A 25,529-nucleotide genomic window follows, 5' to 3' on the forward strand; every position below is an offset into this window, starting at 1 on the left:
GCCCACTTGTCGGGCTCGAGACTGTCCCGCCTTGACTGACACATGACTAGTACCCGATCAGTTCCAGGTAATAGTCCCCCAGGCCCCCCGCGCCCAGGATCGCGGCGAACGCGCCGAGGATCATGAACGGCCCGAACGGCACCGCCGTCTTGCGCCCGGCCTTGCCGCCGGCCATCAGCAGCACCCCGGCAACGGCGCCGAGCAGGAACCCCATGAACGCGCCGACGAGGAACGTCCCCCACGTCAGGTACGCGGTCATCCCGCCGACGATCCCGGACAGCTTCACGTCACCGAAGCCCATGCCCCCGGGCGCGATCAGCCAGACGATGAAGAAGAACGCACCGAGGATCGCCGCGCCTTCGAGCGCGCGCAGCAGCGCTCCCCCGTCCCAGTCGATCAGCAGCAGACCCGCCAGGACGACGTACGACGGCAGGACGATCTTGTCCGGCAGACGCTGGACGTCCAGGTCGATGAGCGCGAGCGCGATCCCGATGGCCACGAAGGTGAGGTACGCCGGCAGCAACCGCAGTCCCTGCTCGTCGGTGCCGAGCCGCAGCGCGACCAGCGCGAACGCCACGCCCGTCCCGAGCTCGACCAGCGGGTACCGCGCACTGATCGGCTCCCCGCAGTCGAAGCACTTCCCCCGCAGGACCAGCCACCCGAGCACCGGCACGTTGTGCCGGTTCCGGATCTCGTGCCCGCACCTCGGGCACGCCGACGGTGGGCTGACGATCGACTCCCCCGCCGGCACGCGGTGCGCGACGACGTTGAGGAACGACCCGATATTCAACCCGAGAAGGCCGGCGAAGACTGGGACGAAGACGCTGAGGATCTCCTGCGTGGTCAGTTCTGCTCCGCCCAACTGAGAACCTTGATCTGTCGCACACCGGGTTCGGGGATGCCCTCGAAGGTACCGGAAGTGTCGTACGGCGGATCGGTGATCATCACGCGCGCTGTCAGGGCGTGCTTGCCACCAGTGGCGCAGGTCCCGGCCTGGACACAGACGTAGACCTTGAGGTCGACCACCGTCACCTTGTTCCCGAGCCCGACCCCTGCGTCGGGGATCGAGACCAGCGGGTACCCGAACGTCTGGGACGGCTGTGCCTTGAAGTCGACGCCCCGGGCGACCAGGCCCCAGCGGAACGCGACCAGCGCATCGTCGAACGAACCGGGAACGAGTCGGACGAATCCGTTCGGTGCGAAGGTGGCTCCCTGGATCACGAACTCGCCGTGGAAGTTACCCGCCGGAGCATTGATGAACATGATGTTGTCAGTTGCGGCGCGGAGCGTCGGCGGCACGTAGGTCACCGACAGGGTGACTGCGTCGATGACCAGGGTGTCGGCCGCCGCCGCGTCGAGAAGTCGCAGCTCGAGGGTCGGCCGAGTGGCGTTGAACGAGCCACCCTGGAGCTGGGTGCGAAGCTGCGACGCGATGTCGGCCGAACCCCACTCGGTGGTGGTCGGAGTCGGCGTCGGGCTCGGAGCGCTGATCGCCACGTTCGACGGGGTCTGGCCGTTGACGGTGACCGTGAGGTTTCGCGCGCTGGACTTGCGGTACTTCACCCGAACCTGTGCCGAGGTGATGTCAGACCCGGCCGGAATGGCAGACAGGCCCGGGAAGTCGCGCAGGTCCATGCCCACGTCGTCGTTGTTGCCGGCGACGAGCCAGGAGTAGCTGAGCGCATCGGGCGACGCGATCGCGTTGCGGATGGTCGTTCCGGCAGGAGTCGGGACGCCAGTGGTCCACTTGAACCCGCCACCGTTTCCGGTCTTCTGGTCGACGGTGCCAGCACTCGCTTCAGGAACCACGACAGGGCTCGCCGTCGAACCCGACTGCTGCTGGTAGAGCGTCATGGGCGCGTCGCCGCCGTTGGTGGGGCCGCACAGCTCGACGTGCGCTGTGTCGCTCACCGTGATCCGGCTGTTGTTGCCGAAGACGAACTGGACTCCGTTGCCGGAGTTCCGGCTGATCGGGCTGACACACCGGCCGGGGATCGAAGGATCCGAGGGCGAGGTGATGTCGCCACCGAGGACGGTCGTCGTGATGTTCCACGTGTTGCTGCCGGAGTGCTCCTCATCGACGAAGTCGAAGTAGTACTGCCCGCTTGCGAAGTAGGCCGTGCCGCAGTTGTTGACGGCAGCGCTCAGTGCCGCCGCGTTGTTGTAGAAGCCGGGCTGGAAGTTGCAGCCCATGCTGCTGGCGTCGCGATAGGTCGGCACCGAAGACAACGGGGAGGTCGGCGTAGCAGGAACCGGCACTGTGCCTGCGGCGTTGCAGAACCGCTGCTCCACCCCGTTGTCATCGACACCCGCGACGATGTCTCCGCTGCAGGCGCCTTCTGCCCTCACGTAGCCGTCGGTCACCAGTGATCCCGATTCGACGGTGATGAAGGACTTCGAGGCGACACCACCACGGACAGGAAGCGGCGCATCGCCACCGGTGCCGAGCGGGTTGACGGTGATGCCCTGGTACGCGCCCGAGGTGCCGACAGTGGTCAGCGCGCGCGCGAAAGCATCAGTCGGGTCAGGATCCTCGATCCCGACCCCACTGCCACCACCGAAGATCCCGGTCCCGGGAACGCTGGAGCATTCCACGCGCGCCGATGAGGCACTGGTCTGGTCGCCCGCGGCCGGATAGAGGTTGTTCAGTTCGAGATTGTTGTCCGGGTTCTCCCCTACCGCGCCGAAACAGCCGGTGCCGTCGGCGTTGTTGGTGTAGACCCAGTTGTCCCACGCTCCGGGGAACGTGGGGTCGGTCCATCCGGGCGCATTGGCACCCTGGCGGAGGTTGTTGATCGCGATCTTGGCTGCCGCGTCGGCCGCGTAGGTGGTTCCCGCGACCCCGCGCAGCGCGACCGTGGTCCGGAAGTTCGTCCAGCCGTGGGACAGCATCACTCCGGTGACGACAGCGATGGTGGTGATGACGAGCAGTGCGACCACCAGCATCATGCCGGAGTCCTCACGCAATTTCCGCAGGCGCTTGATCATCCCTGCCTCCGATCAGCGGTCACGGTGGTGGTGTACCCGGTGCTGGTGGGCTCCGAGGTGTCCCGGACGGTGAACTGCATCGACACCCGGTTGGGTGGCGACGCGGCGGTGCAGGTGGAGTCGCACGTGACCGTCGGGGTCCCGGTCAGGTTGTGGGCCACCGTCAGGGGCGCTGCCTCGACGCCGGCCTTGCAACGCACGCGCTGGAGCTTGTACGGCGCACTTCCGCCGACCCGCACGTAGGCCACCTCCTGCGCGGTCGAGGTCCAGGCGTTGGCCGGGACGGACGACCCGACCGTGAACTCCGTCCAGGCGAAGGCAACGACCACCGTTCCGACCGTGCTTCCGCAGCCGCCCGGCCCGGCCGCGCCGACGTAGACCGATTGTGAGCTCGGGACCGGGTTGCTGACATCACTCGGGGTGAAGGAGCGCCGCCCCAGGCTGCTGACGTCCGCCTGCCAGTAGGTCGAGATGAACTGCTGGTCGGTCGACTCTCCCAGTCGTGCCCGCGTGTTTCCACTGACCTTGAGGTACTGGATGACCACGCCGAACAGGACCACGGCAATGATCCCGAGGATCGAGACGGTGATCACCATCTCGACGAGGGTGAAGCCGTCTTCACGTCGCAGCCAGCGCGACCGCTTCCAGGTCATGCGCATGGGTTGCTCGCCGAGGTCGTGGCAGCACCGTTGCAGGGCTGCCGCAGGATGACGGTGAGGGTCTCCGACGCACCATGCGAAGTGTCACCGGGAGTGGTGACCCTCAGATTGAGCCGCTGGATGCCAAGACCCGTGCAGGCACCCCACGCGCTGCCGTTCCATGACTGCACCGCGACCACCGTCTTGGTGTACCCGCTGGGCAGGTTGGTGACCGTGACGCCCTGGTAGGTCGACGTGGCATTCGCACACGTCGCGTAGCCGCTGGCATCGACGTGGTTCTGGATGGCCTCGGCGAAGCTCCGCACGTAGGCACCGCCCGAGGCTTGGTTGCTCCCCAGGGTCGACGCCTTGACGCTCAGGATGAGTCCGCTCAGGATCGCCACCGCGGCGATCCCGAGGATGGCGACAGCGACCACCAGTTCGATCAGGGTCTCGCCCTGCTCGTCACGCGGTCGCTGCCCGGTGCGCTGCATCAGATGTCCACCTGCTGGAAGATGTCGTACATCGCCTGGACGAGGGCGATGGCAACGAATCCGACGATGCCACCCATGATCAGGATCACGATCGGCTCGAAGAGTGCCGTCAGCTTGGCGATCTTGTAGGTCAGCTCGTCCTCGAAGTAGTCCGCGGTGACCTCGAGCTGGGTGTCCATGGAGCCGGTCTCCTCGCCGACGCGGAGCATCGATGTCGCGGTTCCCGGGAACAGCTGAGTACGAGCCAGCGGAGCGGCCAGGCCCTGGCCCTCGAGCATCTGCTCGGTGACCCCGTTGAGCCGCTTGATGAACACCCGGTTGCGCAGTGAGTCGGTCGCGACCCGGATCGCCTCCGGCAGGTTGACACCGGCGCCGACCATCGAGGCCATCACGCGGCAGAACCGCTCGACCAGGGCGTACTGGATGGTGCTGCCGAGCACCGGCACGCCGAGGAGGAACGAATGCCAGACGTACTTGCCACGCTCGAACTGCTGGGAGATGACGAACAGGAGCACCCAGGCTCCGATCCCCGCAGCAATCGCCCACCACCAGGCGCCAAGGAAGTCGGTGAAGCCCAGCAGAACTCGGGTCGTCCAGGGAAGCTTCGCGTCGAAGTCCGCGAAGAAGGTCTCGAACTTGGGCAGCACGTAGACCGCCAGCACCCCGACGGTGAAGACAGACATGAGCGCGACCGCGATCGGGTAGATGAGCGCCGACTTGATCTTGCGGCGGGTCTCGAGGTCCCGCTCGAGGTACAACGCGAGCCGACTGAGCACCGTGTCGAGCTCACCGGTCAGCTCGGCGGAGCGGATGATGCCACGGTAGAACTCCGGGAAGACCTTGGGGTAGCGCTCCAGCGTGTCCGAGAAGCGCTCACCCGTGCGCAGGCCGTCCTCGATGTCGTGCATCATCCGGCGCACCGAGGAGTTCTCACTGTCGGCACCGATCGACTTCACCGCGTCCAGGATCGGCAGCCCGGCCCTCAGGAACGCCGCGATCTGGCGAGACAGGTGCATGACGTGCTCGCGCTTGATCCGGGGACCTGAGATCTCGTACTGCAGCACGCTCTTCTTCTCGGTGACCCTGAGGTCGCGCAGGTCGCGCTGGTAGAGCGAGACCTCCACGTCGTTGCGGCTGCCAGCCTTCTCGGTCCCCTTGACCTTCTGGCCCTCGATGTCGACACCGACATAGGCAAACTTGGGCATGTTCAGACTCCCGCGACGTAGATCGAACGCATGACTTCGGACGCCGTGGTGGTGCCGAGGGTGACCAGTTGGGCTGCCTGCTCCTGCAGCGTGCGCATGCCCTGGCTGCGGGCCAGCTTGCGCATCTGGTCGTGCGGAGCCCGGTCGACGATCAGTTCACGAACCTCGTCGGTGACGACGAGCATCTCGTAGACGCCGATCCGTTCCAGGTAGCCGGTGTGTGAGCAGAAGTGGCAGCCGGTGCCGTGCTGGAAGCCGGCAATCGGCTCCTTGCCCCCGAACATCTGCAGGAAGGCCAGCTCGTCCGGGGACGGCTGGTAGGGCTCCAGACAGGAGGTGCAGCTCCGGCGGACCAGGCGTTGCGCGACGACAGCGGTCACCGACGACGCGATCAGGAAGGCCTCGATGCCCATGTCGAGCAGGCGGTAGAGCGCCGAGACTGCCTCGGTCGCGTGCAAGGACGAGAGCACGAAGTGACCGGTGAGCGCGGACTGCACTGCGATCCGTGCCGTGTCCACGTCACGGATCTCGCCCACGAGAATGATGTCGGGGTCCTGGCGAAGGATGGACTTCAAACCGCCGGCGAAGGTGATGCCGGCCGCTTCATTGATCTGGATCTGGTTGATCGATGCAAAGGTGTACTCGACCGGGTCCTCGATCGTCATCAGGTTGCGATCCGGGCTGTTCAGCTCACCCAGTGAGGCGTAGAGCGTGGTGGTCTTTCCGCCACCCGTCGGTCCGGCGCAGATCACCATGCCGTACGGCGAGTGGATCAGCGCCGAGTAGCGTGCCGCCGTGTCGGCCGGCATGCCGAGTTGTTCCAGCTTGAAGAGCGGACGGCTCTTGTCAAGAACCCGCATCACGACCTTCTCGCCACCAACGACTGCCGTGGTGGAGACCCGGATGTCGATGGCGCGGTCGTCGATGTCCATGCTGATCTGGCCGTCCTGGGGTCGGCGGCGCTCGACGATGTTCATGTCGGCCAGGATCTTCACGCGGCTGACGAGGGCCGGCCCGATCGAGGCAGGGAGATCGAGGACCTCACTGAGCGCGCCATCGATGCGGTAGCGGACCCGCACTCTCTCGCCGGCGGGCTCGATGTGGATGTCGGAGGCACGGTCCCGCAGCGCCTGGGTGATGATCGACTGGACGACTCGGACGACCGGTGCGTCGTCGTTGACGCTGATCGTGTCGATGTCCGACGCTTCACGCCGCAGCAGGTCACGGGCCTCGTAGGCAAGGACCTGGGTGCCGACCTCGCGGGTCGCTCGGTAGGAGGTCGCGATGCCGCGCTCGAGGTCGCGTCGGGTGGCCACGAGCGGCCGCACAGAGCGACCGATCACAACCGCCAGCGCCTGGACGCGTTCGGGCGAGGGGTCCAGCAGGGCCACGGTGACGCCGTCATCGTCCGCGGCGACCGGGAGTGCTTCGAGCGTGTTCGCCTGGTCCCGGGTGAGCAGCGCCACGGTCTCCGGGTCCGGCGTCAGGATCCGGAAGTCCGCGACACCGACGCGATGATGCTCGGCCAGCGTGCTCGCCAACACATCGTCGGAGATGTGACCGGCGTCGATCAGCTTCGTGGCGAGTGAGCTGCCCTCCTGCGTGCGCACCGCGTCCAGTTGGTACGGCTGGACGCGCCCGGCGCCGACCAGGATCCGGCCGAGCCGCTCGTCGTCCTCATCCGTCCGAGGCGCCGCGACCGGCGCCTCGACCTTGCTGTGCTTTCCCCTCAACCGCATCTGCCGCGCCGCCTATCGCACCGCGCCGGCGGTGTACCGCGGGCGGGCCTCGATGTCCTTGGGGTAGAGGCTTCGCGCAACGGCTTCCTCTTCGGTCACGATGCCGGCCTGGATCAGCTGCGAGAGCGACTGCTCCAGCGTGATCATCCCGTCCTGGGCGCCAGTCACCAGGGAGTTGCGCAGCTGATGCGTCTTGCCCTCCTTGATCAGGTTGCGTACCGCCGGCGTTGCGGTCAGTACCTCGTAGGCGGCCGTCATCCCACCGCCGATCTTCGGGACCAGGCGCTGGTAGACCACGCAACTGAGTGCGGCAGCCAACTGGACCCGGATCTGGGCCTGCTGCTCGGCGGGGAAGACGTCGATCATGCGGCCAACGGACTGCGCCGTGTCATTGGTGTGCAGGGTGGCGAAGACCAGGTGGCCGGTCTCGGCCACGGTCAATGCGAAGGCGATGGACTCGAGGTCACGCATCTCACCCACGAGCAGGACGTCGGGGTCTTCGCGGAGCACTGAGCGCAGGGCGTTCGGGAAGCTGTTGGTGTCGGTCCCGACCTCGCGCTGGTTGACCGCCGCCATCTTGTGGTCGTGGACGTACTCAATGGGGTCCTCGACGGTGATGATGTGGCAGCCGCGGTTCGTGTTGATCAGGTCGATCAACGAGGCCAGCGTGGTCGACTTGCCGGAACCGGTGGGACCAGTCATCAGGATGAGGCCCTGGTGCTTCATCGCGAGATCGCGGAGCACCGGTGGCAGACCGAGGTCGTCCGGCGTCGGCACTTCGCGCGGAATCATCCGCAGCGCGACCGCTGTCTGTCCGCGCTGGGTGAAGGCGTTGCCACGGATCCGAGCGTGCTCGCGCCACGAGAACGAGAAGTCGTACTCGTGCTTCGACTCCCACGCGGTCTGCTGCTCGGAGGTGAGAACCTCGGCGAGCAACGAGTTGGCGTCGTCTGCCGTCAACACTGACTGCCCTGGAACCGGCGCAAGCGACCCGTCGATCCGGAGCATCGGCGGCAAGCCGACGGTCAGCAGCAGGTCGGTGCCACGAACTTCCCAGAGCGCAGCCAGCAGCTGGTCAATCCGGTCACCGATGCGGTGCACGTGGTGGAACATTGATTCCCCTCACAGACGGCCGAAGGAGGGCCGCCGCCAGGGCGGCGGCCCTCCTGAGAGCAATAGAGCCGATCAGCCAGCTGCGCAGGGTGCGCCGGCGACCATCGTCAGGGAGCCGTCAGCTGCCGAGGCACTTGCCACGTACTTCGGCGTGCCGTCGCGCAGGAAACCATTGATCTCAAGGTTCGGGATGGTGGCGTACGAGCCGTTCTTGGCGTAGTTCGCCTCTTCGGCGGTCGCAATGGTCTTGACCTCAGCCTTGCAAGCGGACGCGTCACCGCGGTCGACGATGCCGCGGACCGAGAACGCCACGATCGCGGCGAGGATGCCGAGGATCACGATGACGATGAGGAGCTCAATGAGGGTGAAGCCGTTGTCGTTCCGACGACGAGCAAGAGTGCGGAGCATGCGAAGTCCTTAGGAAGTAAGGGAATGATGATGGAGGGAAAGGACCAGACCCGAGCGCTGATGTAGCCATGAAACGTCCGTGTGCGACGCGGCGTCATGGCAATAGCAGATTCTTTACCTTCGGTCTAGACCACAGTGGGACAAGCCTCAGAAAACTTCGCCGATTCGCAGGACATGACCACGGAAAACCCCTACGGTGCGCGACACTGACGCCGTGGCAGCCAAGGACTCCGTCGTCAACCTGTGGGACTTCCTCGTCAAGGGCGGGATCGCCGACCTGAGCCGGACTCCCTCCGAGGTCATCGCGACCGGGCGGACCCTGGAACTGCACCGCTACGACAAGGTGAAGGGGGTCCGCGCCAAGGGGCTGCCGGTCCTGCTGGTGCCTCCGCTCGGCGCCCAGGCCTCGTGCTTCGACCTCCGCCGCGGCCTGTCCCTGGCCGAGGACTTCGTCAACCGCGGGCGGCCGACGTACCTCGTCGACTACGGACCCCTGAAGGGTGCCGACAGCAAGGTCGGCATCGAGCACTTCATCAACGACGTCCTCCCCGAGGCCGTCCGCACGGTGTCCGAGGACGCCGGCGGGCGCGACGTGCACCTCGTCGGCTGGTGCATGGGTGGGCTGATCTCCATCGGCACCACGGCCGTCCACCCCGAGCTCCCCATCCGCTCCCTCTCGATGGTCGCCAGCCCGTTCGACATGTCCAAGCAACCGATGCTCCGGCCGGTCCAGGCGATCGGGAAGGTCACCGGCGGCAAGATCGTCGGTACGGCGCTCAAGGCCGCCGGGTCGGTGCCGGCGCCGCTCGTGAGCATCGGGTTCAAGGCGACCGCGATCCCGGTGTACCTCAAGAAGCCGCGCACCCTGTGGAACAAGCGTCAGGACCGGGAGTTCCTCGGCCAGATCCAGGCCATCGACAGCCTGATGAACAACATGCTGACCTACCCCGGCCGGGCGACCATTCAGGTCTACCAGAAGATGGCGCTGCGCAACGAGCTCGCCACCGGGCGCATCCAGGGGCCGAACAAGATGGTCGACCTGGCCGACATCAAGGTCCCCGTGATGAACGTCGCCGGCATCACCGACGTACTCGTGCCGCCCCCGGTGGCCCACCACGTCGGCTCGCTCCTCCCGAACTCGCCGGACGTCCGGATGCCGTCCGCGCCCGGTGGCCACCTCGGCGTCCTCACCGGGACGAAGGCGCCCGAGACGACGTGGGCGTACATCAACGAGTTCATCGGGAAGCACGACCGGAAGCGTTAGGACGGGCGGCGCAGCGCCCTGTCCACGACGGACGGTGCGTACCGGATCGCCGCAGCCGCCAACCGGCTGCCGCGCGGGACGACGAGGAACCCTCGGCGACGGCGCAGCGCGCGGACCAGCGCCGACGCCACCTGCTCGGGCGTGAGGGTCGCGACGCTCTCCTCGGCGGCCAGCACCTCCGCCGGCTTGTACCGGTTCTCCTCGTCGAAGCCCGGGGTCAGGGTGTTCGGCGGGCAGAGCACCCGGACGTCGATGCCGTACGGACGCACCTCGCGGCGCAGCGCCTCGGAGAAGCCGATCACGCCGAACTTCGTCGCGCTGTAGACGGTGTAGCCGAAGACACCGGCCAGGCCGGCCATCGACGACGTCGTCACGATCGTGCCCGTACCGGCCTTGCGCAGATGCGGCAGCACCGCCCGGCAGACGTTGATCGTCCCGACCAGGTTCGTGGCCACCATGCCCGCGACGTCCTCGTCCGGCAGGTCCTCCAGGTAGCCCGGGCGGGCATACCCGGCGGTGGTGACCACCAGGTCCGGTACGCCGAACTCGGCGACCAGTGCGTCCACGACTGCGGTCGTCGTACTCGCGTCGGTGACGTCGACGGACAGGGCGATCGCGCCGGGGCCGAGCTGGGCGAGGGCCGCGTCGAGCTTGGCCTGGGACCGGGACAGGACGACGACCTGGGTGCCCGCGGCGACGAGCTGGGTGGCGACCGCGAGGCCGATGCCCTCGGAGCCGCCGAAGACGAACGCGCGCTGGTGCATGGATGCAGGCTACGAGGGGCCGACGTGTTCCTCGAACACCAGCACCGTCTGGGTGGCGACCACCTCGGGCAACGCCTGGATCCGCTCGAGGACCAGCTCGCGCAGGTGCTCGGCGTCGCGGGCGCGGACCAGGATCACGCAGTCGAAGTCACCGGCGACCAGCGCGACGTGGGCGGCCTCGTCGAGCGCCCACGCCTTCTTGCGGAACGACTTCCACGAGTTCTGCTTGATCCGGACGTGCACGTACGCCGGCAGCCCGAGGCCCAGCGCGGCGTGGTCCACGTCGATGGTGAACCCGCGGATCACCTTGGTGTCGATGAGCCGCTTCACCCGCGCGTAGGCGGTCGCGCGACTGAGCCCGATCCGTGACGCGACGTCGCGGATAGACGTCCGCGAGTCCGCGCGCAAGATGTCCAGAATTTCGCGGTCGACGGCGTCCATGCTGGACAGTCTGCCACCCCGCGCGGCTGAGTGGAGGGCCAAACGTCTGACCCTGCTCGTCATCTGGTGGACTGCGTCACACAATGGAGGCATGTTTGAGGAAGCGCAGACCTTTGCCCCGGTGACGACCGACGAGGACGGATCCCTCAAGGTCCACCTGGGCGCCGACCACCCCGGGTTCGCCGACGCGGAGTACCGCGCCCGCCGCGACGCCCTCGCGACGCTGGCCAACGCCTGGCGTCCGGGCACCCCGTGCCCCACCGCCGAGTACACCGACGCCGAGCACAAGGTGTGGCGCGTCGTGAGCGAAGCGCTCGTCACCAAGCACCGCGCCTACGCCTGCCGCGAGTTCCTCGACGGCAAGGAGTCCCTCGGCCTGCCGATCGACCGCATCCCGCAGCTGGCCGAGGTCAGCGACTGGCTCGCCCCGCTGACCGGCTGGCGCTACGCCCCCGCCGCCGGGCTCGTCCCGCTGCGCGAGTTCTACGGCTCGCTCGCCGACAAGTCCTTCTGGTCCACCCAGTACGTCCGCCACCACTCGGTGCCGCTCTACACGCCCGAGCCCGACGTCCTGCACGAGGTCGTCGGCCACGGCAACACCCTCGCCAACCCGCGCTTCACCGCGCTCTACGAGCTCGCCGGCCAGGCCTCCCGACGCGTGCGCACCACCGAGGCGCTCGAGTTCGTCAGCAAGGTCTTCTGGTTCACCCTCGAGTTCGGCATCCTCTGGGAGGGCAGCGACCTCAAGACGTACGGCGCCGGCATCCTCTCCTCCCCCGGCGAGATCGAGGCGTTCCGCGGCATGGACATCCGCCCGCTCGACATCGCCGACATGGGCAGCACGTCCTACGACATCACCGACTACCAGAACGTCCTGTACGTCGCGGACTCGTTCACCCAGGTCGAGGACGTCGTGGGCGGCTTCTGGGCCGACTGCACCGATGAGTCGATCGCCCGGCTGATGGCTAGGACGCCCGCCCGCGCCTGACTCCATCGCACCTGACGAACCTGCTGCGAGTTCCAGGTTTTGACGACACGTTCGTCAGGTACGACGGCCCGCTCATCCGGACCCTGTGGATGACGCCTGCACGACCCGTAGAAATTGCCGATGCTCGCCGGCATGCTTCTCGAGATCACCCGCTCGGGCCTCGTGGCTCCGGTGCGCATCGACCCGTCCGGCCTGACCGGACCGACCGCCGGCCAGGCCCGCGGTCCGTACTGGCGCAGCGCCGGACCCCGCCACTACGTCGCCGCCGATGCCCCGGCGTCGACGCAGCAACGGATCGTCGAAGCGGTCGGCGCCTTGCCACCCGGTTCCGCAGCAACCGGGTGGGCAGCGCTGCACTGGCTCGGGGCGAGGTGGTTCGACGGAACGGCTGCTGACGGCTCGCTCCTGCCCGTACCCGTCGCACTGGGCGACCAACGCGGCGCCCGCAGCCGCCGCGGCGTGGCGCTGTCCGAGGACTGGCTCTTCGCCGACGACGTCATCGTGATCGACGGCCTCCCGATCACGATCCCCGAACGCTCGGTGACCTACGAGGCCCGCACTGCCCGCGACGACGTCGCCGCGGTGCGCGCCATCGACATGGCGGCGTACGACGACCTGGTCGACCTCGAGGGACTGGGCGCCTACGCAGCGCGACTGGTCGGGCGCTCCGGCAAGCGCCGACTCCTGCGGGCGCTCGCTGTGGCGGACGAGAACTCCTGGTCGCCGATGGAGACAGTGATGCGCGAGGCGTGGCGCGGACATCGCGCCGGCGTGTTGTTGTGCAACGCACCGATCTTCGACCTCAACGGAAGGCACCAGTTCACGCCCGACGTCTTCGACCCGGTGGCCGGCGTCGCCGCTGACTATGACGGCGCCGATCACCTCGAGGGCGGACGGCACAGCCGCGACCTGATGCGCGAGGAACTCACCCGTCGGCTAGCGATCGAGGTGGTCACGATGATGTCGGGGCGCGGAGAGGTCGCTCGCTTCCGGTACCGCCTCGACGGCGCGCTCGCCCGCGCGGCCCAGCGCCACGGGCCGCGACCCTGGACAGTCGCCCAACCCGAACGCTGGGTCGACACCTCCACGGTGGCCCGGCGACTCGCCCTCACGCCGGATCAGGCCGAACGGTGGCTCCGCCATCGTCGTACCTGACGAATCTGCTGCGAATCCGCCGATTTCACGACACGTTCGTCAGGTGCGATGACCGCGGGCCGCCCAGGCGACCAGCTCCCGCGCTGGGCCCTCGGGCGGGTGCGGCCCGCCCTGCCAGACGGCGTGCAGCCGACGGGTCAGGTCCAGGCCGCTCACGGTGATCCGGATCAGCCGGCCCGTGGCCAGGTCGTCGCCGACGGCGTGCGCCCCCACGGCGGCGGGGCCGGCGCCGGCTGCAACAGCGGCACGGACGGACGCCGTACTCGACAGCTCGAGGACGGGTTGGGCGCGGGGCAGGTCGGCCAGGGCGCGTTCCAGCACGGTGCGCGTACCCGAACCGGCCTCGCGTACGACGAGGGGCGTGGCCGCGAGCGTCTCGGCAGTCACGCGGCGGCGGGATCGCTGTGCCCACGGGTGGGTGGGGCCGACGACCACGACCAGCTCGTCGGTGCCGACCAGGCGACGCTGCAGGCCGTCCGGTGCGTCCGGCCCCTCGACGAAGCCGAGGGCGACCTCGCCGGCGAGGACCAGCTCGGTGACGCGTTCGGTGTTCGTGGCGGTCATGGTGATGTCGACGGGCGTCTGACCGCGCTGGACCTGCTGGGTGCGCAGGCCCACCAGCCACCCGGGCAGCAGGTGCTCGGCAATCGTGAGGCTCGCCGCGATGGCGAGGTGGCCGCGGCGGTCGACACGCATGGCGGCGATACCGGCGTCGAGCTCGTGCGCGGCGTCGAGGACGCGACTGGCCCACTGCACGAGCAGCTCGCCGGTCGGCGTGAGCTCCGAGCCGCGCTTGCTGCGGGTCACCAGCGGCTCCCCCACCAGCGACTCCATGGTCCGCACACGTGACGACGCGGCCTGCTGACTGATGCCGAGCTCGGCAGCCGCCGCACCCAGGCTTCCCGTCCGGGCAACCACGACCAGCAGCTCGAGGGCCCGCAGCTCCGGGACGTGGGGACTCAGCACGCTCACAAGGTTACCTTGTGAGTACCCAACCACAACCTCGTTCTGTGACCCGGCCGCGATCGACAGACTCATGGACATGACTCTTCGCGTTGCGATCGTGGGCGGTGGCCCCGCCGGTATCTACGCTGCCGACAACCTCATCAAGTCGGGCACCCCGGTATCGATCGACATCCTGGAGCGCCTGCCCGCACCCTTCGGCCTGGTCCGGTACGGCGTCGCGCCGGACCACCCGCGGATCAAGGAGATCATCAAGGCGCTGCAGCGCGTGCTGGCCCACCCCGACGTCCGGTTCCGCGGCAACGTCGAGTTCGGCGTCGACGTGAAGCTCGAGGAGCTGCGCGAGTTCTACGACGCCGTCGTCATCAGCACCGGCGCCAAGGCCGACCGCGACCTCGGCATCCCCGGCGAGGACCTTCCCGGTTCGTACGGCGCCGCCGACTTCGTCTCCTGGTACGACGCCCACCCGGACGCGCCGCAGAGCTGGCCGCTGGACGCCAGGAGCGTCGCCGTGATCGGTGTCGGCAACGTGGCGCTCGATGTCGCGCGGGTGCTCGCCAAGACCGGCGACGAGATGCTCACCACCGACATCCCGCAGCACGTCTACGAGGGCCTCGCGGCCAAGACGATCACCGACGTCCACGTGTTCGCCCGCCGCGGGCCGGCGTACGCGAAGTTCTCGCCGCTGGAGCTGCGCGAGCTCAACCACTCGCCCAACGTCGAGGTGATCGTGCACCCCGAGGGCTTCGACGTCGACGCCCACGGCATGGAGCACATCGCCCAGCACAAGGCACAGAAGATGGTGCTCAACACGCTGACCAGCTGGGTCGGCGCGGACCCGGTGGGCAAGCCGCACCGGATCCACCTGCACTTCGCCGAGGCCCCCCTCGAGATCCTCGGCGACCGCGACGGCGTCACCACGCTCCGCACCGAGCGCACCCACTCGCCCAACGAGGACGGCAACGTCGAAGGCACCGGCGAGGTGACCGACTGGGACGTCCAGGCCGTTTACCGCGCCGTCGGGTACCGCAGCACCGGCCTGCCCGATCTGCCCTTCGACGAGCGTCGTGCAGTCATCCCGAACGACGCCGGCCGGGTCCTCGACCTCGACGGCAACCCGATCCCCGGCACGTTCGTCACCGGCTGGATCAAGCGCGGCCCCGTCGGCCTGATCGGCCACACCAAGAGCGACGCCGCCGAGACCGTCGGCCACCTGCTCGCCGACACCACCGAGACCGCCTGGTCGCGGACCCCCGAGGACGTCGACGCCTACCTCCGCTCGCGCCAGGTCGACGTGGCGACCGACGAGGCATGGGAGCGGCTCGACGCCCACGAGATCGCGCTGGGCGAGGCCGCCGGCCGCACCCGGATCAAGGTCGGCGACCGCGAGGAGATGCTGCGCGTCGGTCGCGGCTGAACTCAGTAGCTGAAGCTCGTCGCGCCCTCGTCGCCGATCCACTGCCACATCGGGACGGTGCCGCCGATGGTGGCGCCGGCGATCAGGTTCTCCGGGTCCAGCGCCTTGGCGTTGAAGCAGAGCGGGCACACGAGGTACGTGCCGCCGGCGGCCTCGAACCGGGCCAGCAGCTCCGGCAGCGTCGGGCAGCCCTCGCACGACCGGCCCACCGCAGTCCCGGGTACGGCGAGCCGCACGGCTTCCTTCGTCAGGAACATCAGCGTGGGGCGGCCCTGCTCGGCCGCGCCGAGTGCGACGAGGAAGGCGACGGTGACCTTCTCGGGGTCTTCGAGTCCGGTGGCGAGGCTGATGACGGCCTTGTTCGACATGGCGATCTCCCTGGTTTCTAGGTGTCCTGCGGCGGTTTCGCCGACACCTCGAAGGTAGGAATTCAGGGCACCCCGCAGCATCGGCGCTCGCGCGTAGCCGGTGGCGTCGTCGTACGCCGACGCGTACGTAGTGGCTCAGGCCAGGACGCGGGCGACGGCCGCCGCGCGCGCCGTACGACCGGACAGGCCGAGCTTGAGGTAGACGTTCTGGAAGTGCCGCTCCACGGTGCGCACACTGAGGGTCAGCTGGTCGGCGATCGCCGTGTTGTCGAGGCCTTCGGCAGCGAGCAGCAGGATCTCGCGTTCGCGTGCGGACAGGTTCGACACCGGGACCTGCGCCCGGTCCTCGTTGAGGAACGACCCGACCTCCTGCAGGAACACCGGCCACGCCGGCTCGTCGGCCAGCAACACGTGGTTGGCCGAGTCGAGCATCACCAGCCGCGCATCGGGGATCTCGGCGGCCAGCTTCGGCCCCCAGTCCGGCGCGACCCGGTCCCGCTCGGCATGCAGCACGAGAGTGGGTACGACGACCTCGGGGAGCAGCGGCGCGACATCCACCTGGTGGCGGGCGATCCGGCTGCACACGGCGTTCTCGGTGTTGGTCGAGGTGCGTTGCAGCTCGTCCATCCACTCCATCTGCTGCTCGGTCGCGCCCGGGATGAACGCGTTCGTGAACACCCGCCGGAACAGCGGATCCGGCCGCGCCCAGCCCGCGCGGATCATCGCCAGGAACGCCTCCTCCGCCGCGTCGTCACCCTGCTGCAGGCCGCCGGCCGCCATGCCGCCGTACAACACCATCCGGGTGACGCGCTCGGGGTGCGCGTGTGCGTAGGCCAGCGCGACCGGCGCGCCGCCCGACATCCCGAGCACCGCGAAGCGGTCGAGCCCGGCCGCGTCGACCAGGGTCTCGAGGTCGGCGAGGCGCCGCTCCAGCGAGAAGTCCGACACCTCGGTGCCCACCTCCCAGTCCGACAGCCCGAACCCGCGCTCGTCGTACCGCACGACGGTGGCGACGTCCCCCAGGTCGTCGAGGAAGTGCCGCCACACCGGGCTCTGCCAGTCGTGCTGCAGGTGGCTCAACCAGCACGACACGATCAGCAGCGGCGGGCCGGAACCGTGCCGTGCCCACGCGATGCGCACGCCGTCGTCAGCGCGGCAGAAGCGCACCTCCTGGCTGGTCACGGCGTCAGGCTACGCCGCGGACTCAGCCCATGTGCGGGTGTCGGTGATCCTTCGGCGGGACGAGCGTCTCCTTGATGGAGCGGGGGGAGGTCCAGCGGAGCAGGTTGAGGACGGAGCCCGCCTTGTCGTTGGTGCCCGACGCCCGGCCACCACCGAACGGCTGCTGCCCGACGACCGCACCGGTGGGCTTGTCGTTGACGTAGAAGTTGCCGGCCGCGAACCGCAGCTCGCGACTCGCCCAGTCGATGGCGTGGCGGTCGGTCGCCAGGATCGAGCCGGTCAGGGCGTACGGCGCCGCCGACTCTGCCTGCTTCACGGTCGCCTCGAACGCGCCGGGCTGGCGGTCGTCGTACACGTGGATCACGAGGATGGGGCCGAAGTACTCGGTCCAGAACATCGCGTCGGTGGGGTCCTCGGCGAGCACGATCGTGGGTCGCACGAACCAGCCGACGGTGTCGTCCGTCGTACCGCCGGCGATCACCGACAGGCCCTCCGTGGCACGAGCGCGGGCGATCGCGTCGGTGTGCTTCGCGAACGCGCGGGCGTCGATCACGGCGCCGGTGAAGTTCGCGAAGTCCGCCGGGTCGCCGATCGGCAGGGCGTCGGTCTGGGCGGCCAGGTCGTCGCCCATCCGCTCCCACAGCGAGCGCGGGACGTAGGCGCGGGAGGCGGCCGAGCACTTCTGGCCGGAGTACTCGAAGGCACCACGGATCAGGGCGGTGCGGAGCACGTCGGGGTCGGCCGACGGGTGCGCGATGACGAAGTCCTTGCCGCCGGTCTCGCCGACGAGACGCGGATAGGTGCGGTAGTTCGGGAGGTTCGCGCCGACCGAGGACCACAGCTTCTGGAAGGTGCCGGTCGAGCCGGTGAAGTGGATGCCGGCCAGGTCGGGGTGCGTCAGCGCGACCTCGGAGACCGCGAGGCCGTCGCCCGGCAGCATGTTGATGACGCCCGGCGGCATGCCCGCCTCGGCGAGCAGTTCCATGGTGAGCGAGGCCGCGTGCTGCTGCGTCGGCGACGGCTTCCAGATCACCGTGTTGCCCATCAGCGCCGGAGCGGTCGGCAGGTTGCCGGCGATCGCGGTGAAGTTGAACGGCGAGATCGCGTAGACGAAGCCCTCGAGCGGGCGGTGGTCGGTGCGGTTCCAGATGCCGGGGCTGTTCGCGATCGGCTGCTCGGCAAGGATCTGCCGGCCGAAGTGCACGTTGAACCGCCAGAAGTCGATCAGCTCGCAGGCGGCGTCGATCTCGGCCTGGAACGACGTCTTCGACTGCCCCAGCACCGTCGCGGCGTTGAGCCGCTGGCGCCACGGACCGGCGAGCAGCTCCGCTGCCCGAAGCAGTACGGCGGCCCGCTCGTCGAAGGACAACCCGCGCCACTCAGGCGCCGCTGCCCGGGCCGCGTCGACCGCGCGGACGGTGTCGTCGATGGAGCTGTTGCGGAGCACGCCCAGCACCTTCTGGTGCGCGTGCGGCTGGACGACCTGGATCTCCTCGCCGCCGCCCGCGACCCATTCACCGCCGATGTAGGCATCGAGCTGGCGGGCGCCGGCACCGGACTGGGCCTCAAGCTCAAGACTCAGTGCCGCGCGCTCGGCACTCCCGGGCGCGTAGGTCAGGTTCGGCTCGTTGATCGGAGCCGGTGGGGTCGTGATGGCGTCCATGGTGTTCTCCTTGGTCCCGGATCAGGAGCGGTGGGTGAGCGCGCGGATGAAGAAGGCGACGTTGGCCGGGCGTTCGGCGAGGCGGCGCATGAAATAGCCATACCAGTCGGTGCCGAACGGGAGATAGACCCGCATCTGCAGATCGGCGTCCACGGTCTCCTGCTGCAGGTCGGTCCGGACGCCGTACAGCATCTGGGTCTCCCACTGGTCGGCGTCGCGGCCGGCGATGTTCGCCTGGAAGGCGGCGCGGGTCAGCATCGACTCGTCGTGGGTGGCGATCATCGGGTAGCAGTCGGAGATCATCAGCGCGTCGATGGCGCGGCCGTAGGCGCGGTCCACGTCGGCCTTGCGCGGGAGCGCGACGGTGGCGGGCTCGCGGTAGGCGCCCTTGACCAGGCGGATCCGGGCGGCGGAGCCGGCGAGCGCGGTGATGTCGGCCGGCGTGCGCAGCAGGTTGGACTGCAGCACGTTGCCCACCCAGCCGAACTCCTTGCGCAGCTCGACACCGGCCAGCAGGGTCGCCTCGGTGGTGGTGTGGTCCTCCATGTCGAGGGTGACCGTGGCGCCGACGGCGGCGGCCGCGACGCAGATCTCGTGGGCGTGGTCCGTGGCGATCGAGGCACCCGACGGCAGCGCCTGGCCGAGCGCGGAGAGCTTGAGCGAGACGTCCGCGCCCGTCGAGGAACCGGCCGAGTCGAGGGCCGAGAGCAGCGCGAGGTAGCCGTCGCGCGTCGCCCGGGCACCGGCGATGTCGGTCACGTCCTCGCCGAGGACGTCGATGGTGATCGCGCGACCGGCCGCCACCAGTCGCTGCGCCGCGTGGACGGCGTCGGCGGTGGTCTCGCCGGCGACGAACCGGTCGACGACGTTGCGGGTCACGGGGATCGACTCGACCGCGCGGCGGGCGCGGGCGCTGCGGGAGGCGCGGTTCAGGGTCTGGCTCAGCATGGCTCCACGCTAGGAGCGGCGCGGGTCACACGGAACGGACATCCGTCACACCGATTGACCAAGAATGTGCGACATTTGTCCAATGTCAACGCTGGACGACCTGATCGAGGACCTGGCCCGCCTCGTCGACGCGCCCTGCACGCTCGAGGACCCCGACTTCCGGCTCATCGGCTTCTCCGACCACCGCAACGACGACGTCGTCGACGTGATCCGGCAACGCTCCATCCTGGAGCGGCGCTCCAGCACCGAGGTGCGCGCCTGGTTCCAGGCGCAGGGCATCGCCGACTCCCCCGGCCCGCTCCGCACCCCCGCCGATCCGGACCTCGGCATCGTGGCCCGCCTCTGCGTCCCGGCCCGCCACCTCGGCCGGGTCCACGGGTACTTCTGGCTGATCGACCCGGACCAGCGCATCGACGAGTCCACGTGGCCCGAGGCGATGCGGATCGCCGAGGCCGCAGCCGGCCTACTCAACGTCGCCGAACGCCGCCAGGGCCACCGCGACGCGCTCTTCCGTGAGCTCGTGGAGGGCGGGCACGTCGCCGCGCGCGCCTCGGCCGTCGACTTCGCCCACGCCGGCAGTCTCGACCTGCGCGAGCCGCTCACCTGTGTGCTGGTCGAACGTCCCGACCTGCTCGATCAGATCGCCAGCCGCCCCAGTCGCGCGGGCGTGGTCTGGGTGCGCTCCGGACCTGCCGTCGCGGGAGCCGTGGTCCGCGCCAGCCTCCTGGCCGCCGCCACCGACATCGGCGGGCTCCTCACCGCGATCGGCCTCGGTCGCCGCGTCGACGCCCTCGACCGGGCCACCCGCGTCGCCGTCGGCCCCACCGTCGAAGGGATCGACGAACTGGCCCGCGCCTACCGCGGCGCCGAGGTCGCGCTGCGCGTCGCCCGGAACCGCGCACCCGGAGAGGTCGTCGCGTGGCAGGACCTCGGCCCGCTCGCCCTGCTCGGCGTCGCCCGTGACGACGACCTGTCCGCGGCGGTCATCGACCAGCAGATGCAGTCCTTCCTGGCAGACGCCGCGGTCGACGTACTCGAAACGGTGCGGATCTGGCTCGACGAGGCCGGCAGTGCCGGGCGTACGGCGGCCCGACTGTCCGTGCACCGGCAGACCGTCTACCACCGGCTCGCCCAGGTCGAGAAGGCCACCGGATCGGACCTCTCGCGCGGCCAGGACCGGCTCCGGTTGCACCTCGCGCTCCACCTTGCTCCCTATCTGGGAGCGCGGAGGCCCTAGATTGCGCAGGTGCGCACCTCAACGAAGCTGAAGCTGGCCTTCGCGGCCCTTGCCGCCACCGACACCTGGCTCGCCGGCTCGAGCCGGCCGTCGGCGCACAAGGCGCGCTACGTCACCAAGCCCCTGCTCATGCCGGTCCTCGGCGCATCACTGGCGACGAACGAGAAGGCCGCCGGATCGCCGCTCCGCGCGACCACGCTCGCTGCACAGGCGGCCGGCTGGGGCGGGGACGTGCTGCTGCTGGGGCACAGCGACAAGGCGTTCGGCGCGGGCGCGACGTCGTTCGGGGTGGGCCATCTCGCCTACATCGCGGGCTTCCTGCGCAACAGCAGGGGCAGCGCGATGAAGGACAACAAGGTCGCGCTCGGTGTCGCGGGCATCTGGGCGGTCACCGCGCCCGGCGTGGCGTTCGCGGCGTACCGCAAGGACAAGGCGCTGGGCGCCACGATGCTCGGCTACTCCGCCACCCTCGCCGCGATGGTGGCGCACGCCAACCACCTCGACGCGTCGCTCCCCCGCAGGGCGCGCGTGCTGACCGCTGTCGGCGCCGCGACGTTCATGGCGTCCGACTCGATCCTCGGCGCACGCACCTTCCTCATCCCCAACCCGCCCGACCGGCTCGAGTCGGTCGTGATGGCGACCTACACCGCCGGTCAGTTCCTGATCGCCGAGGGCGCGGCCTTCCCGATCCGCCGCGGCACGTCGAGCCACCGCGTCACTTCCGGATAGATCGCCGCCTTGCCGGAGGTGATCAGCCCGACCGACAGCTCGCGCGCGGGGTCGGCCCAGCCGAGGATGTTGATGTAGCCGAGGTGTCCGAAGGCGCCGGGTGCGTCGCCGAACAGCCCGACCTTGGGCGTGCCCAGCATGAAGCCGTAGCTGAACGGGATCGGCAGGGCCAGGCTGAGGTCGACCTCCAGCCGTGACTGCGGGAGCAGGGCGCGGCGGATGGTGCGTTCCTCGAGCACCCGGACGCCGTCCAGCTCGCCACCACAGCGCAACATCTCGAAGAACCGGCTGAGCTCTTCGGCCGTGCTCACGACGTTGGCGGCGGGCAGGATCCCGGTCAGGTAGCGGGGATCGTTGGAGATCCGGGTCGCCTCGTCGGGCGCGACACCACCCAGCGCGCGGGTCAGGAAGGTCGACACCGGCGGCACCGGCGGCGGGCCGGTCGGGTACGCCAGCCCCACCTTCGCCACGTCCTCGGAGGCGACGCCGTAGTTGGTCCAGCGGAAGCCCAGCGGGTCGAGGATCCGGTCGGCCAGCACCTCCCGGATGCTCTGCCCGGTCACCTCGCGGACGACCTCGCCGAGCACGGCACCACCGGACACCGCGTGGTACGCCTGCCGCCGCCCCGGCCGCATCACGGCCCTGGAGTCGTACATGAGCTCGCGGTGGTACTCCCAGTCATCGATCCGGTCCATGTCCAGCGCGCCCTTCGGCATCGCCGGAATCCCCGCACGGTGCGACAGCACGTGCGCGATGGTGATCCCTTCCTTGCCGTGCCGGGCGAACTCCGGGAGGTACTCCGCCACCGGGTCGGCGATGTGGAGCAGGCCCTCCTCGTCGAGGCGGTGGATCAGGGTCGCCGTCACGGCCTTGGCCGCGGAGAAGATGCAGAACGGCGTCTCCGGGGTGGCCAGCTCCTTCTCGGCGTCCGGCCCGTCGAGCGGTCCGTTGCCGCGCGCGTGCCCGATGGCCCGGTTGAGTACGACGACCCCGCGTCGGCGTACGCACAGGCTGATCGCCGGGTGGATGCCGCTGCGATAGAGGCCACGGACGCCGTCCCAGATCGTCTCGATCCCCTCGACCGTCATGTCGACCGAGGCGGGATCGGCCTCGTCGCCGATCGTCGTCACCGACGAGAGCGGGCGAGGGATCCGGGCGCGCCGCAGGGGGTCAGGGACCCGGGCCACGTCATGGAGGAGCACGGAACGGCGCATGGGCTCACCGTAGTGGCGGAGAGCTGATTGCCCCTAGGGTTGGGGCTTCCAGCACCAACTGATCTCGGGGGACATGTCATGGCCAAGAAGGTTGTCCGCGTCGAAAGCGATGCCAGGGACACGGGCGGCGCCACCACGGGCAGGGCCGACGCCGGCCCCACCTGGACGCCCACACCGGAGGCGAAGGGCAAGGCCACGAAGCTCCGCCTTGTCGCCGGCGGCCTGTGGGCGTTGGCCATCGGCGCCGAGGGATACGGCATCTTCGGCCTGCTGCGCCAGGACCCCGTGAAGATGGGGCTCCTGATCGGACTGATCGTCGTCATCGGCCTGCTCGCCGTCGGCGGATCGCTGCTCTGGAAGAAGGCGAACCGCCTCGACCCGGCGTCGAAGGCCGACACCGTCCGTTTCTTCGTGCAGAACCAGCTCGGCGCGATCATCACCGTGATCGCGTTCCTGCCGCTCATCGTGCTGATCCTGATGAACAAGGACATGAGCCCCAAGCAGAAGGCCCTGGCCGGTGGGCTCGGCGCGATCGTGATGATCGCCGCCGCCGCGGTCGGCGTCGACTGGGACTCCCCGTCGGTCGAGCAGTACACCGAGGAGACCAACCAGGTCGAGGACATCGTCGGCGACAACCTCGTCTACTGGACCGAGGCCGGCAAGGTCTTCCACCTGTGCCCCGAGGTCTCCGACCTCCAGCGTGAGTCCAAGGACAACAAGATCTACTCGGGCACCGTCGCCGAGGCGCACGAAGCGGGCAAGAGCCGCTTGACCAAGGAGATCGCCTACGAGTCCCGGATCTGCGGCTTCGACGACCCGGGCGACGGGCCGACGGACGCGCCCGCCGAGGACGCGCCCGCCGAGGACGCCAGCTAGCGGTAGGTCAGCAGTTCCCGGTCGTGCTCGACGTGGGTGTGGCTGTTGTACGACGACAGGTTCAGCCCGCTGCGCCCGTTGATCACCTTGGTGACCCCCGTGTTCACCGCGACCCGGTTCAGCGACCCCCACAGTGACGCGTCGCCGGCCAGCATCAGCGACGCCGCCAGGCCGATCGGGCCACCGGAGCTGACCACGAGCACGGTCCCCTTGTCGGGGCCACGCTCGGCCATCCGCCCCAACGCGCCCTCGACCCGGCTGGTGAAGGCGGGGAAGGACTCGGCGTACTCACCGTCGAAGCCGCCGCCGATCCAGCGGGCGGTGGCGTCCTCGAAGACGGCCTGGAACGCGGCCTTGGGGTGGCGGGTGCGCGCCAGGTCGGCCACCATCAGCGTGCGCGAACGGTAGAGCGGCTTGAACACCTCGACCACGTGCTGGAAGTCGAACTCGTCCCAGCCCGGATCGACCTCGACCGGGACGTCGAGCTCGAGTCCCTCGATGATGCCCTCGGCCGTCTCGCGGTGCCGGCGGAGCTCGCCGCGGATGATCAGGTCGGGGCGGATCTCGCGGTAGGCGAGCTCTCGCCCGAGCACCCGCGACTGCAGGTGGCCGAGGTCGGACAGGGCGTCGTAGTCCTTCTTGCCGAAGGACGCCTGCCCGTGCCGGACGAGGTAGCCGATCCGCATCAGCCGACCTGCTTGATGATCGTGAGGCAGCGGCGGTGCAGGACGTGCGAGGCGATCCAGAAGCTCTTGAACGCCGGGTTGCTCGTCTGCTTGTGGTGGTAGCGGTAGTAGATCTGCTGCAGGATCACGGCGAGCCGGAACATCCCGAAGACCTCGTAGAACGCCCACTCCTTGTCGGTGAGCTCGAACCCGGACTTCGCCAGGTAGTAGTCGACGACCTCCTTGCGGGTCAGCATCCCGGGCAGGTGCGTCGGCTGGCGGCGGAATTGGCGGAACAGCTTCGAGTCGTCGGCCTGCACCCAGTAGGACGTGACGGCACCCAGGTCCATCAACGGGTCGCCGAGGGTCGCCATCTCCCAGTCCAGCAAGGCGATCGGCCTGGTCGGGTCGGCCTCGTCGAGCACGACGTTGTCGAACCGGAAGTCGTTGTGGATCAGGCAGGTCGCGCGATCAGCGGGCTGGTTCTGGTCCAGCCACTTCATGACCTTCTTGTACGACGGCACGTTCCACGTCTTCGCCTTGCCGAAGCGGCCGATCCAGCCACCGACCTGGCGGGCGACGTACCCCTCGCCCTTGCCGAGCGTGGTCAGACCCGCTGCTTCGGGGTCCACCGCGTGCAGGTCGACGAGCAGGTCGAGCACGTTGGTGCACAGAGCGCGCACCTGCTCGGGCGTCAGGTCGAGGCCCAGCTCCTTGCGCGGGATGTGGCCGGCCACGCGCTCCATGACGTAGAACTCCGACCCGATCACCGAGTCGTCCTCGCAGAAGGCGACCATCGGGGCGACGTACGGGAAGACCGGCGCGAGGGCGGACTGGATCCGGTACTCGCGGCCCATGTCGTGCGCGCTCTTGGCCTTGGTGCCGGCGGGTGGACGGCGCAGGATCAGGTCCTTGTCGTCGGTCTTCAGCAGGTACGTCAGGTTCGACGCACCGCCCGAGAACTGCCGCACCTCGCGGATGTCGCGCCCCAGCCAGGCGGCCACGGCCGCGACGTCGAAGGCGTCCTCCTCGCGGACCGCACTGGCCGCGCCGATCTCTTCACTCACTGC

25 protein-coding genes are annotated in these 25,529 nt (G+C 69.1%); 7 read left to right on the plus strand and 18 right to left on the minus strand.

Annotation, left to right across the window (positions count from 1 at the left end; all coding sequences use genetic code 11):
* Positions 1-46: 46 nt before the first annotated feature.
* The 8 genes from ACOACQ_RS02670 to ACOACQ_RS02705 all read right to left on the minus strand — a co-directional run bounded on the left by ACOACQ_RS02670 (position 47) and on the right by ACOACQ_RS02705 (position 8,585).
* Positions 47-862: a prepilin peptidase gene (locus tag ACOACQ_RS02670; RefSeq protein ID WP_420287549.1), complete on the minus strand. Its 816-nt coding sequence runs from the start codon at positions 860-862 to the stop codon at positions 47-49.
* Entirely contained in the window at positions 844-2,988 is a 2,145-nt protein-coding gene (locus ACOACQ_RS02675) for a hypothetical protein (protein ID WP_378604955.1), read from the minus strand. Before ACOACQ_RS02675 ends, ACOACQ_RS02670 begins: the two co-directional genes overlap by 19 nt.
* Positions 2,985-3,647, minus strand: coding sequence for a type II secretion system protein (locus tag ACOACQ_RS02680; protein WP_420287550.1), 663 nt, complete (start codon positions 3,645-3,647; stop codon positions 2,985-2,987). The genes ACOACQ_RS02675 and ACOACQ_RS02680 overlap by 4 nt, the downstream gene beginning before the upstream one ends.
* Positions 3,638-4,120 (minus strand): type IV pilus modification PilV family protein, encoded by a 483-nt coding sequence (locus ACOACQ_RS02685; RefSeq protein WP_378604961.1) that lies wholly within the window; start codon positions 4,118-4,120, stop codon positions 3,638-3,640. The genes ACOACQ_RS02680 and ACOACQ_RS02685 overlap by 10 nt, the downstream gene beginning before the upstream one ends.
* A complete protein-coding gene (locus ACOACQ_RS02690; RefSeq protein WP_378604964.1) occupies positions 4,120-5,325 on the minus strand; it encodes a type II secretion system F family protein in 1,206 nt (401 codons plus the stop codon). The genes ACOACQ_RS02685 and ACOACQ_RS02690 overlap by 1 nt, the downstream gene beginning before the upstream one ends.
* Positions 5,326-5,327: 2 nt before the next feature.
* Positions 5,328-7,064 (minus strand): GspE/PulE family protein, encoded by a 1,737-nt coding sequence (locus ACOACQ_RS02695; RefSeq protein ID WP_378604967.1) that lies wholly within the window; start codon positions 7,062-7,064, stop codon positions 5,328-5,330.
* 12 nt (positions 7,065-7,076) lie between these two features.
* Positions 7,077-8,177, minus strand: a complete 1,101-nt coding sequence (locus ACOACQ_RS02700; RefSeq protein ID WP_378604970.1) for a type IV pilus twitching motility protein PilT — start codon at positions 8,175-8,177, stop codon at positions 7,077-7,079.
* A gap of 72 nt (positions 8,178-8,249) precedes the next feature.
* Entirely contained in the window at positions 8,250-8,585 is a 336-nt protein-coding gene (locus tag ACOACQ_RS02705) for a type IV pilin protein (protein ID WP_378604973.1), read from the minus strand.
* 214 nt (positions 8,586-8,799) lie between these two features.
* Here ACOACQ_RS02705 and ACOACQ_RS02710 point away from each other — a divergent pair, with 214 nt between their 5' ends.
* Entirely contained in the window at positions 8,800-9,849 is a 1,050-nt protein-coding gene (locus tag ACOACQ_RS02710; RefSeq protein WP_420287551.1) for an alpha/beta hydrolase, read from the plus strand.
* Here ACOACQ_RS02710 and ACOACQ_RS02715 read toward each other — a convergent pair.
* Positions 9,846-10,613: an SDR family NAD(P)-dependent oxidoreductase gene (locus ACOACQ_RS02715; RefSeq protein WP_420287552.1), complete on the minus strand. Its 768-nt coding sequence runs from the start codon at positions 10,611-10,613 to the stop codon at positions 9,846-9,848. The two genes, ACOACQ_RS02710 and ACOACQ_RS02715, sit on opposite strands and share 4 nt — an antisense overlap.
* A gap of 9 nt (positions 10,614-10,622) precedes the next feature.
* Entirely contained in the window at positions 10,623-11,054 is a 432-nt protein-coding gene (locus ACOACQ_RS02720; RefSeq protein ID WP_420287553.1) for an Lrp/AsnC family transcriptional regulator, read from the minus strand.
* 91 nt (positions 11,055-11,145) lie between these two features.
* Between ACOACQ_RS02720 and ACOACQ_RS02725 the strand changes: the two genes are divergently transcribed.
* Both ACOACQ_RS02725 and ACOACQ_RS02730 read left to right on the plus strand, forming a co-directional pair.
* Positions 11,146-12,042: a phenylalanine 4-monooxygenase gene (locus ACOACQ_RS02725; protein WP_378604985.1), complete on the plus strand. Its 897-nt coding sequence runs from the start codon at positions 11,146-11,148 to the stop codon at positions 12,040-12,042.
* Between the two features lie 132 nt (positions 12,043-12,174).
* Complete coding sequence (locus ACOACQ_RS02730) at positions 12,175-13,197, plus strand: hypothetical protein (RefSeq protein ID WP_420287554.1); 1,023 nt, start codon at positions 12,175-12,177, stop codon at positions 13,195-13,197.
* 39 nt (positions 13,198-13,236) lie between these two features.
* On the opposite strand, the gene ACOACQ_RS02735 is transcribed toward ACOACQ_RS02730, so the two are convergent.
* Positions 13,237-14,163, minus strand: a complete 927-nt coding sequence (locus tag ACOACQ_RS02735) for a LysR family transcriptional regulator (protein WP_420287555.1) — start codon at positions 14,161-14,163, stop codon at positions 13,237-13,239.
* 76 nt (positions 14,164-14,239) lie between these two features.
* Here ACOACQ_RS02735 and ACOACQ_RS02740 point away from each other — a divergent pair, with 76 nt between their 5' ends.
* Positions 14,240-15,577, plus strand: coding sequence for an FAD-dependent oxidoreductase (locus ACOACQ_RS02740; RefSeq protein ID WP_420287556.1), 1,338 nt, complete (start codon positions 14,240-14,242; stop codon positions 15,575-15,577).
* Between the two features lie 2 nt (positions 15,578-15,579).
* Here ACOACQ_RS02740 and ACOACQ_RS02745 read toward each other — a convergent pair whose 3' ends face one another.
* From ACOACQ_RS02745 to ACOACQ_RS02760, 4 genes are all read right to left on the minus strand, one after another.
* The gene (locus ACOACQ_RS02745) at positions 15,580-15,945 is read right to left on the minus strand and encodes a hypothetical protein (protein ID WP_378604997.1); all 366 of its coding nucleotides are present in this window, start codon (positions 15,943-15,945) and stop codon (positions 15,580-15,582) included.
* A 135-nt stretch (positions 15,946-16,080) separates the two neighbouring features.
* On the minus strand, positions 16,081-17,127 hold the full coding sequence (locus ACOACQ_RS02750; RefSeq protein WP_420287557.1) for an alpha/beta fold hydrolase: 1,047 nt from the start codon (positions 17,125-17,127) through the stop codon (positions 16,081-16,083).
* Between the two features lie 22 nt (positions 17,128-17,149).
* Positions 17,150-18,790, minus strand: coding sequence for an L-glutamate gamma-semialdehyde dehydrogenase (gene pruA, locus ACOACQ_RS02755; RefSeq protein WP_420287558.1), 1,641 nt, complete (start codon positions 18,788-18,790; stop codon positions 17,150-17,152).
* A gap of 21 nt (positions 18,791-18,811) precedes the next feature.
* Complete coding sequence (locus ACOACQ_RS02760) at positions 18,812-19,738, minus strand: proline dehydrogenase family protein (protein ID WP_420287559.1); 927 nt, start codon at positions 19,736-19,738, stop codon at positions 18,812-18,814.
* A gap of 82 nt (positions 19,739-19,820) precedes the next feature.
* Between ACOACQ_RS02760 and ACOACQ_RS02765 the strand changes: the two genes are divergently transcribed.
* Positions 19,821-20,975 (plus strand): PucR family transcriptional regulator, encoded by a 1,155-nt coding sequence (locus ACOACQ_RS02765; protein WP_420287560.1) that lies wholly within the window; start codon positions 19,821-19,823, stop codon positions 20,973-20,975.
* 9 nt (positions 20,976-20,984) lie between these two features.
* Positions 20,985-21,704, plus strand: coding sequence for a lysoplasmalogenase (locus ACOACQ_RS02770; protein WP_378602807.1), 720 nt, complete (start codon positions 20,985-20,987; stop codon positions 21,702-21,704).
* On the opposite strand, the gene ACOACQ_RS02775 is transcribed toward ACOACQ_RS02770, so the two are convergent.
* A complete protein-coding gene (locus ACOACQ_RS02775; RefSeq protein WP_420287561.1) occupies positions 21,629-22,918 on the minus strand; it encodes a serine hydrolase domain-containing protein in 1,290 nt (429 codons plus the stop codon). The genes ACOACQ_RS02770 and ACOACQ_RS02775 overlap by 76 nt on opposite strands.
* A 78-nt stretch (positions 22,919-22,996) precedes the next feature.
* Between ACOACQ_RS02775 and ACOACQ_RS02780 the strand changes: the two genes are divergently transcribed.
* A complete protein-coding gene (locus ACOACQ_RS02780) occupies positions 22,997-23,794 on the plus strand; it encodes a hypothetical protein (protein WP_378602801.1) in 798 nt (265 codons plus the stop codon).
* Here ACOACQ_RS02780 and ACOACQ_RS02785 read toward each other — a convergent pair.
* Complete coding sequence (locus ACOACQ_RS02785) at positions 23,791-24,480, minus strand: histidine phosphatase family protein (RefSeq protein ID WP_420287562.1); 690 nt, start codon at positions 24,478-24,480, stop codon at positions 23,791-23,793. The two genes, ACOACQ_RS02780 and ACOACQ_RS02785, sit on opposite strands and share 4 nt — an antisense overlap.
* Positions 24,480-25,526 (minus strand): phosphotransferase family protein, encoded by a 1,047-nt coding sequence (locus ACOACQ_RS02790; RefSeq protein WP_378602795.1) that lies wholly within the window; start codon positions 25,524-25,526, stop codon positions 24,480-24,482. Before ACOACQ_RS02790 ends, ACOACQ_RS02785 begins: the two co-directional genes overlap by 1 nt.
* Positions 25,527-25,529: the final 3 nt, after the last annotated feature.

The sequence above is a fragment of the Nocardioides sp. CPCC 206347 genome (assembly GCF_048654605.1).
In the GTDB taxonomy this organism is placed as follows: domain Bacteria; phylum Actinomycetota; class Actinomycetes; order Propionibacteriales; family Nocardioidaceae; genus Nocardioides.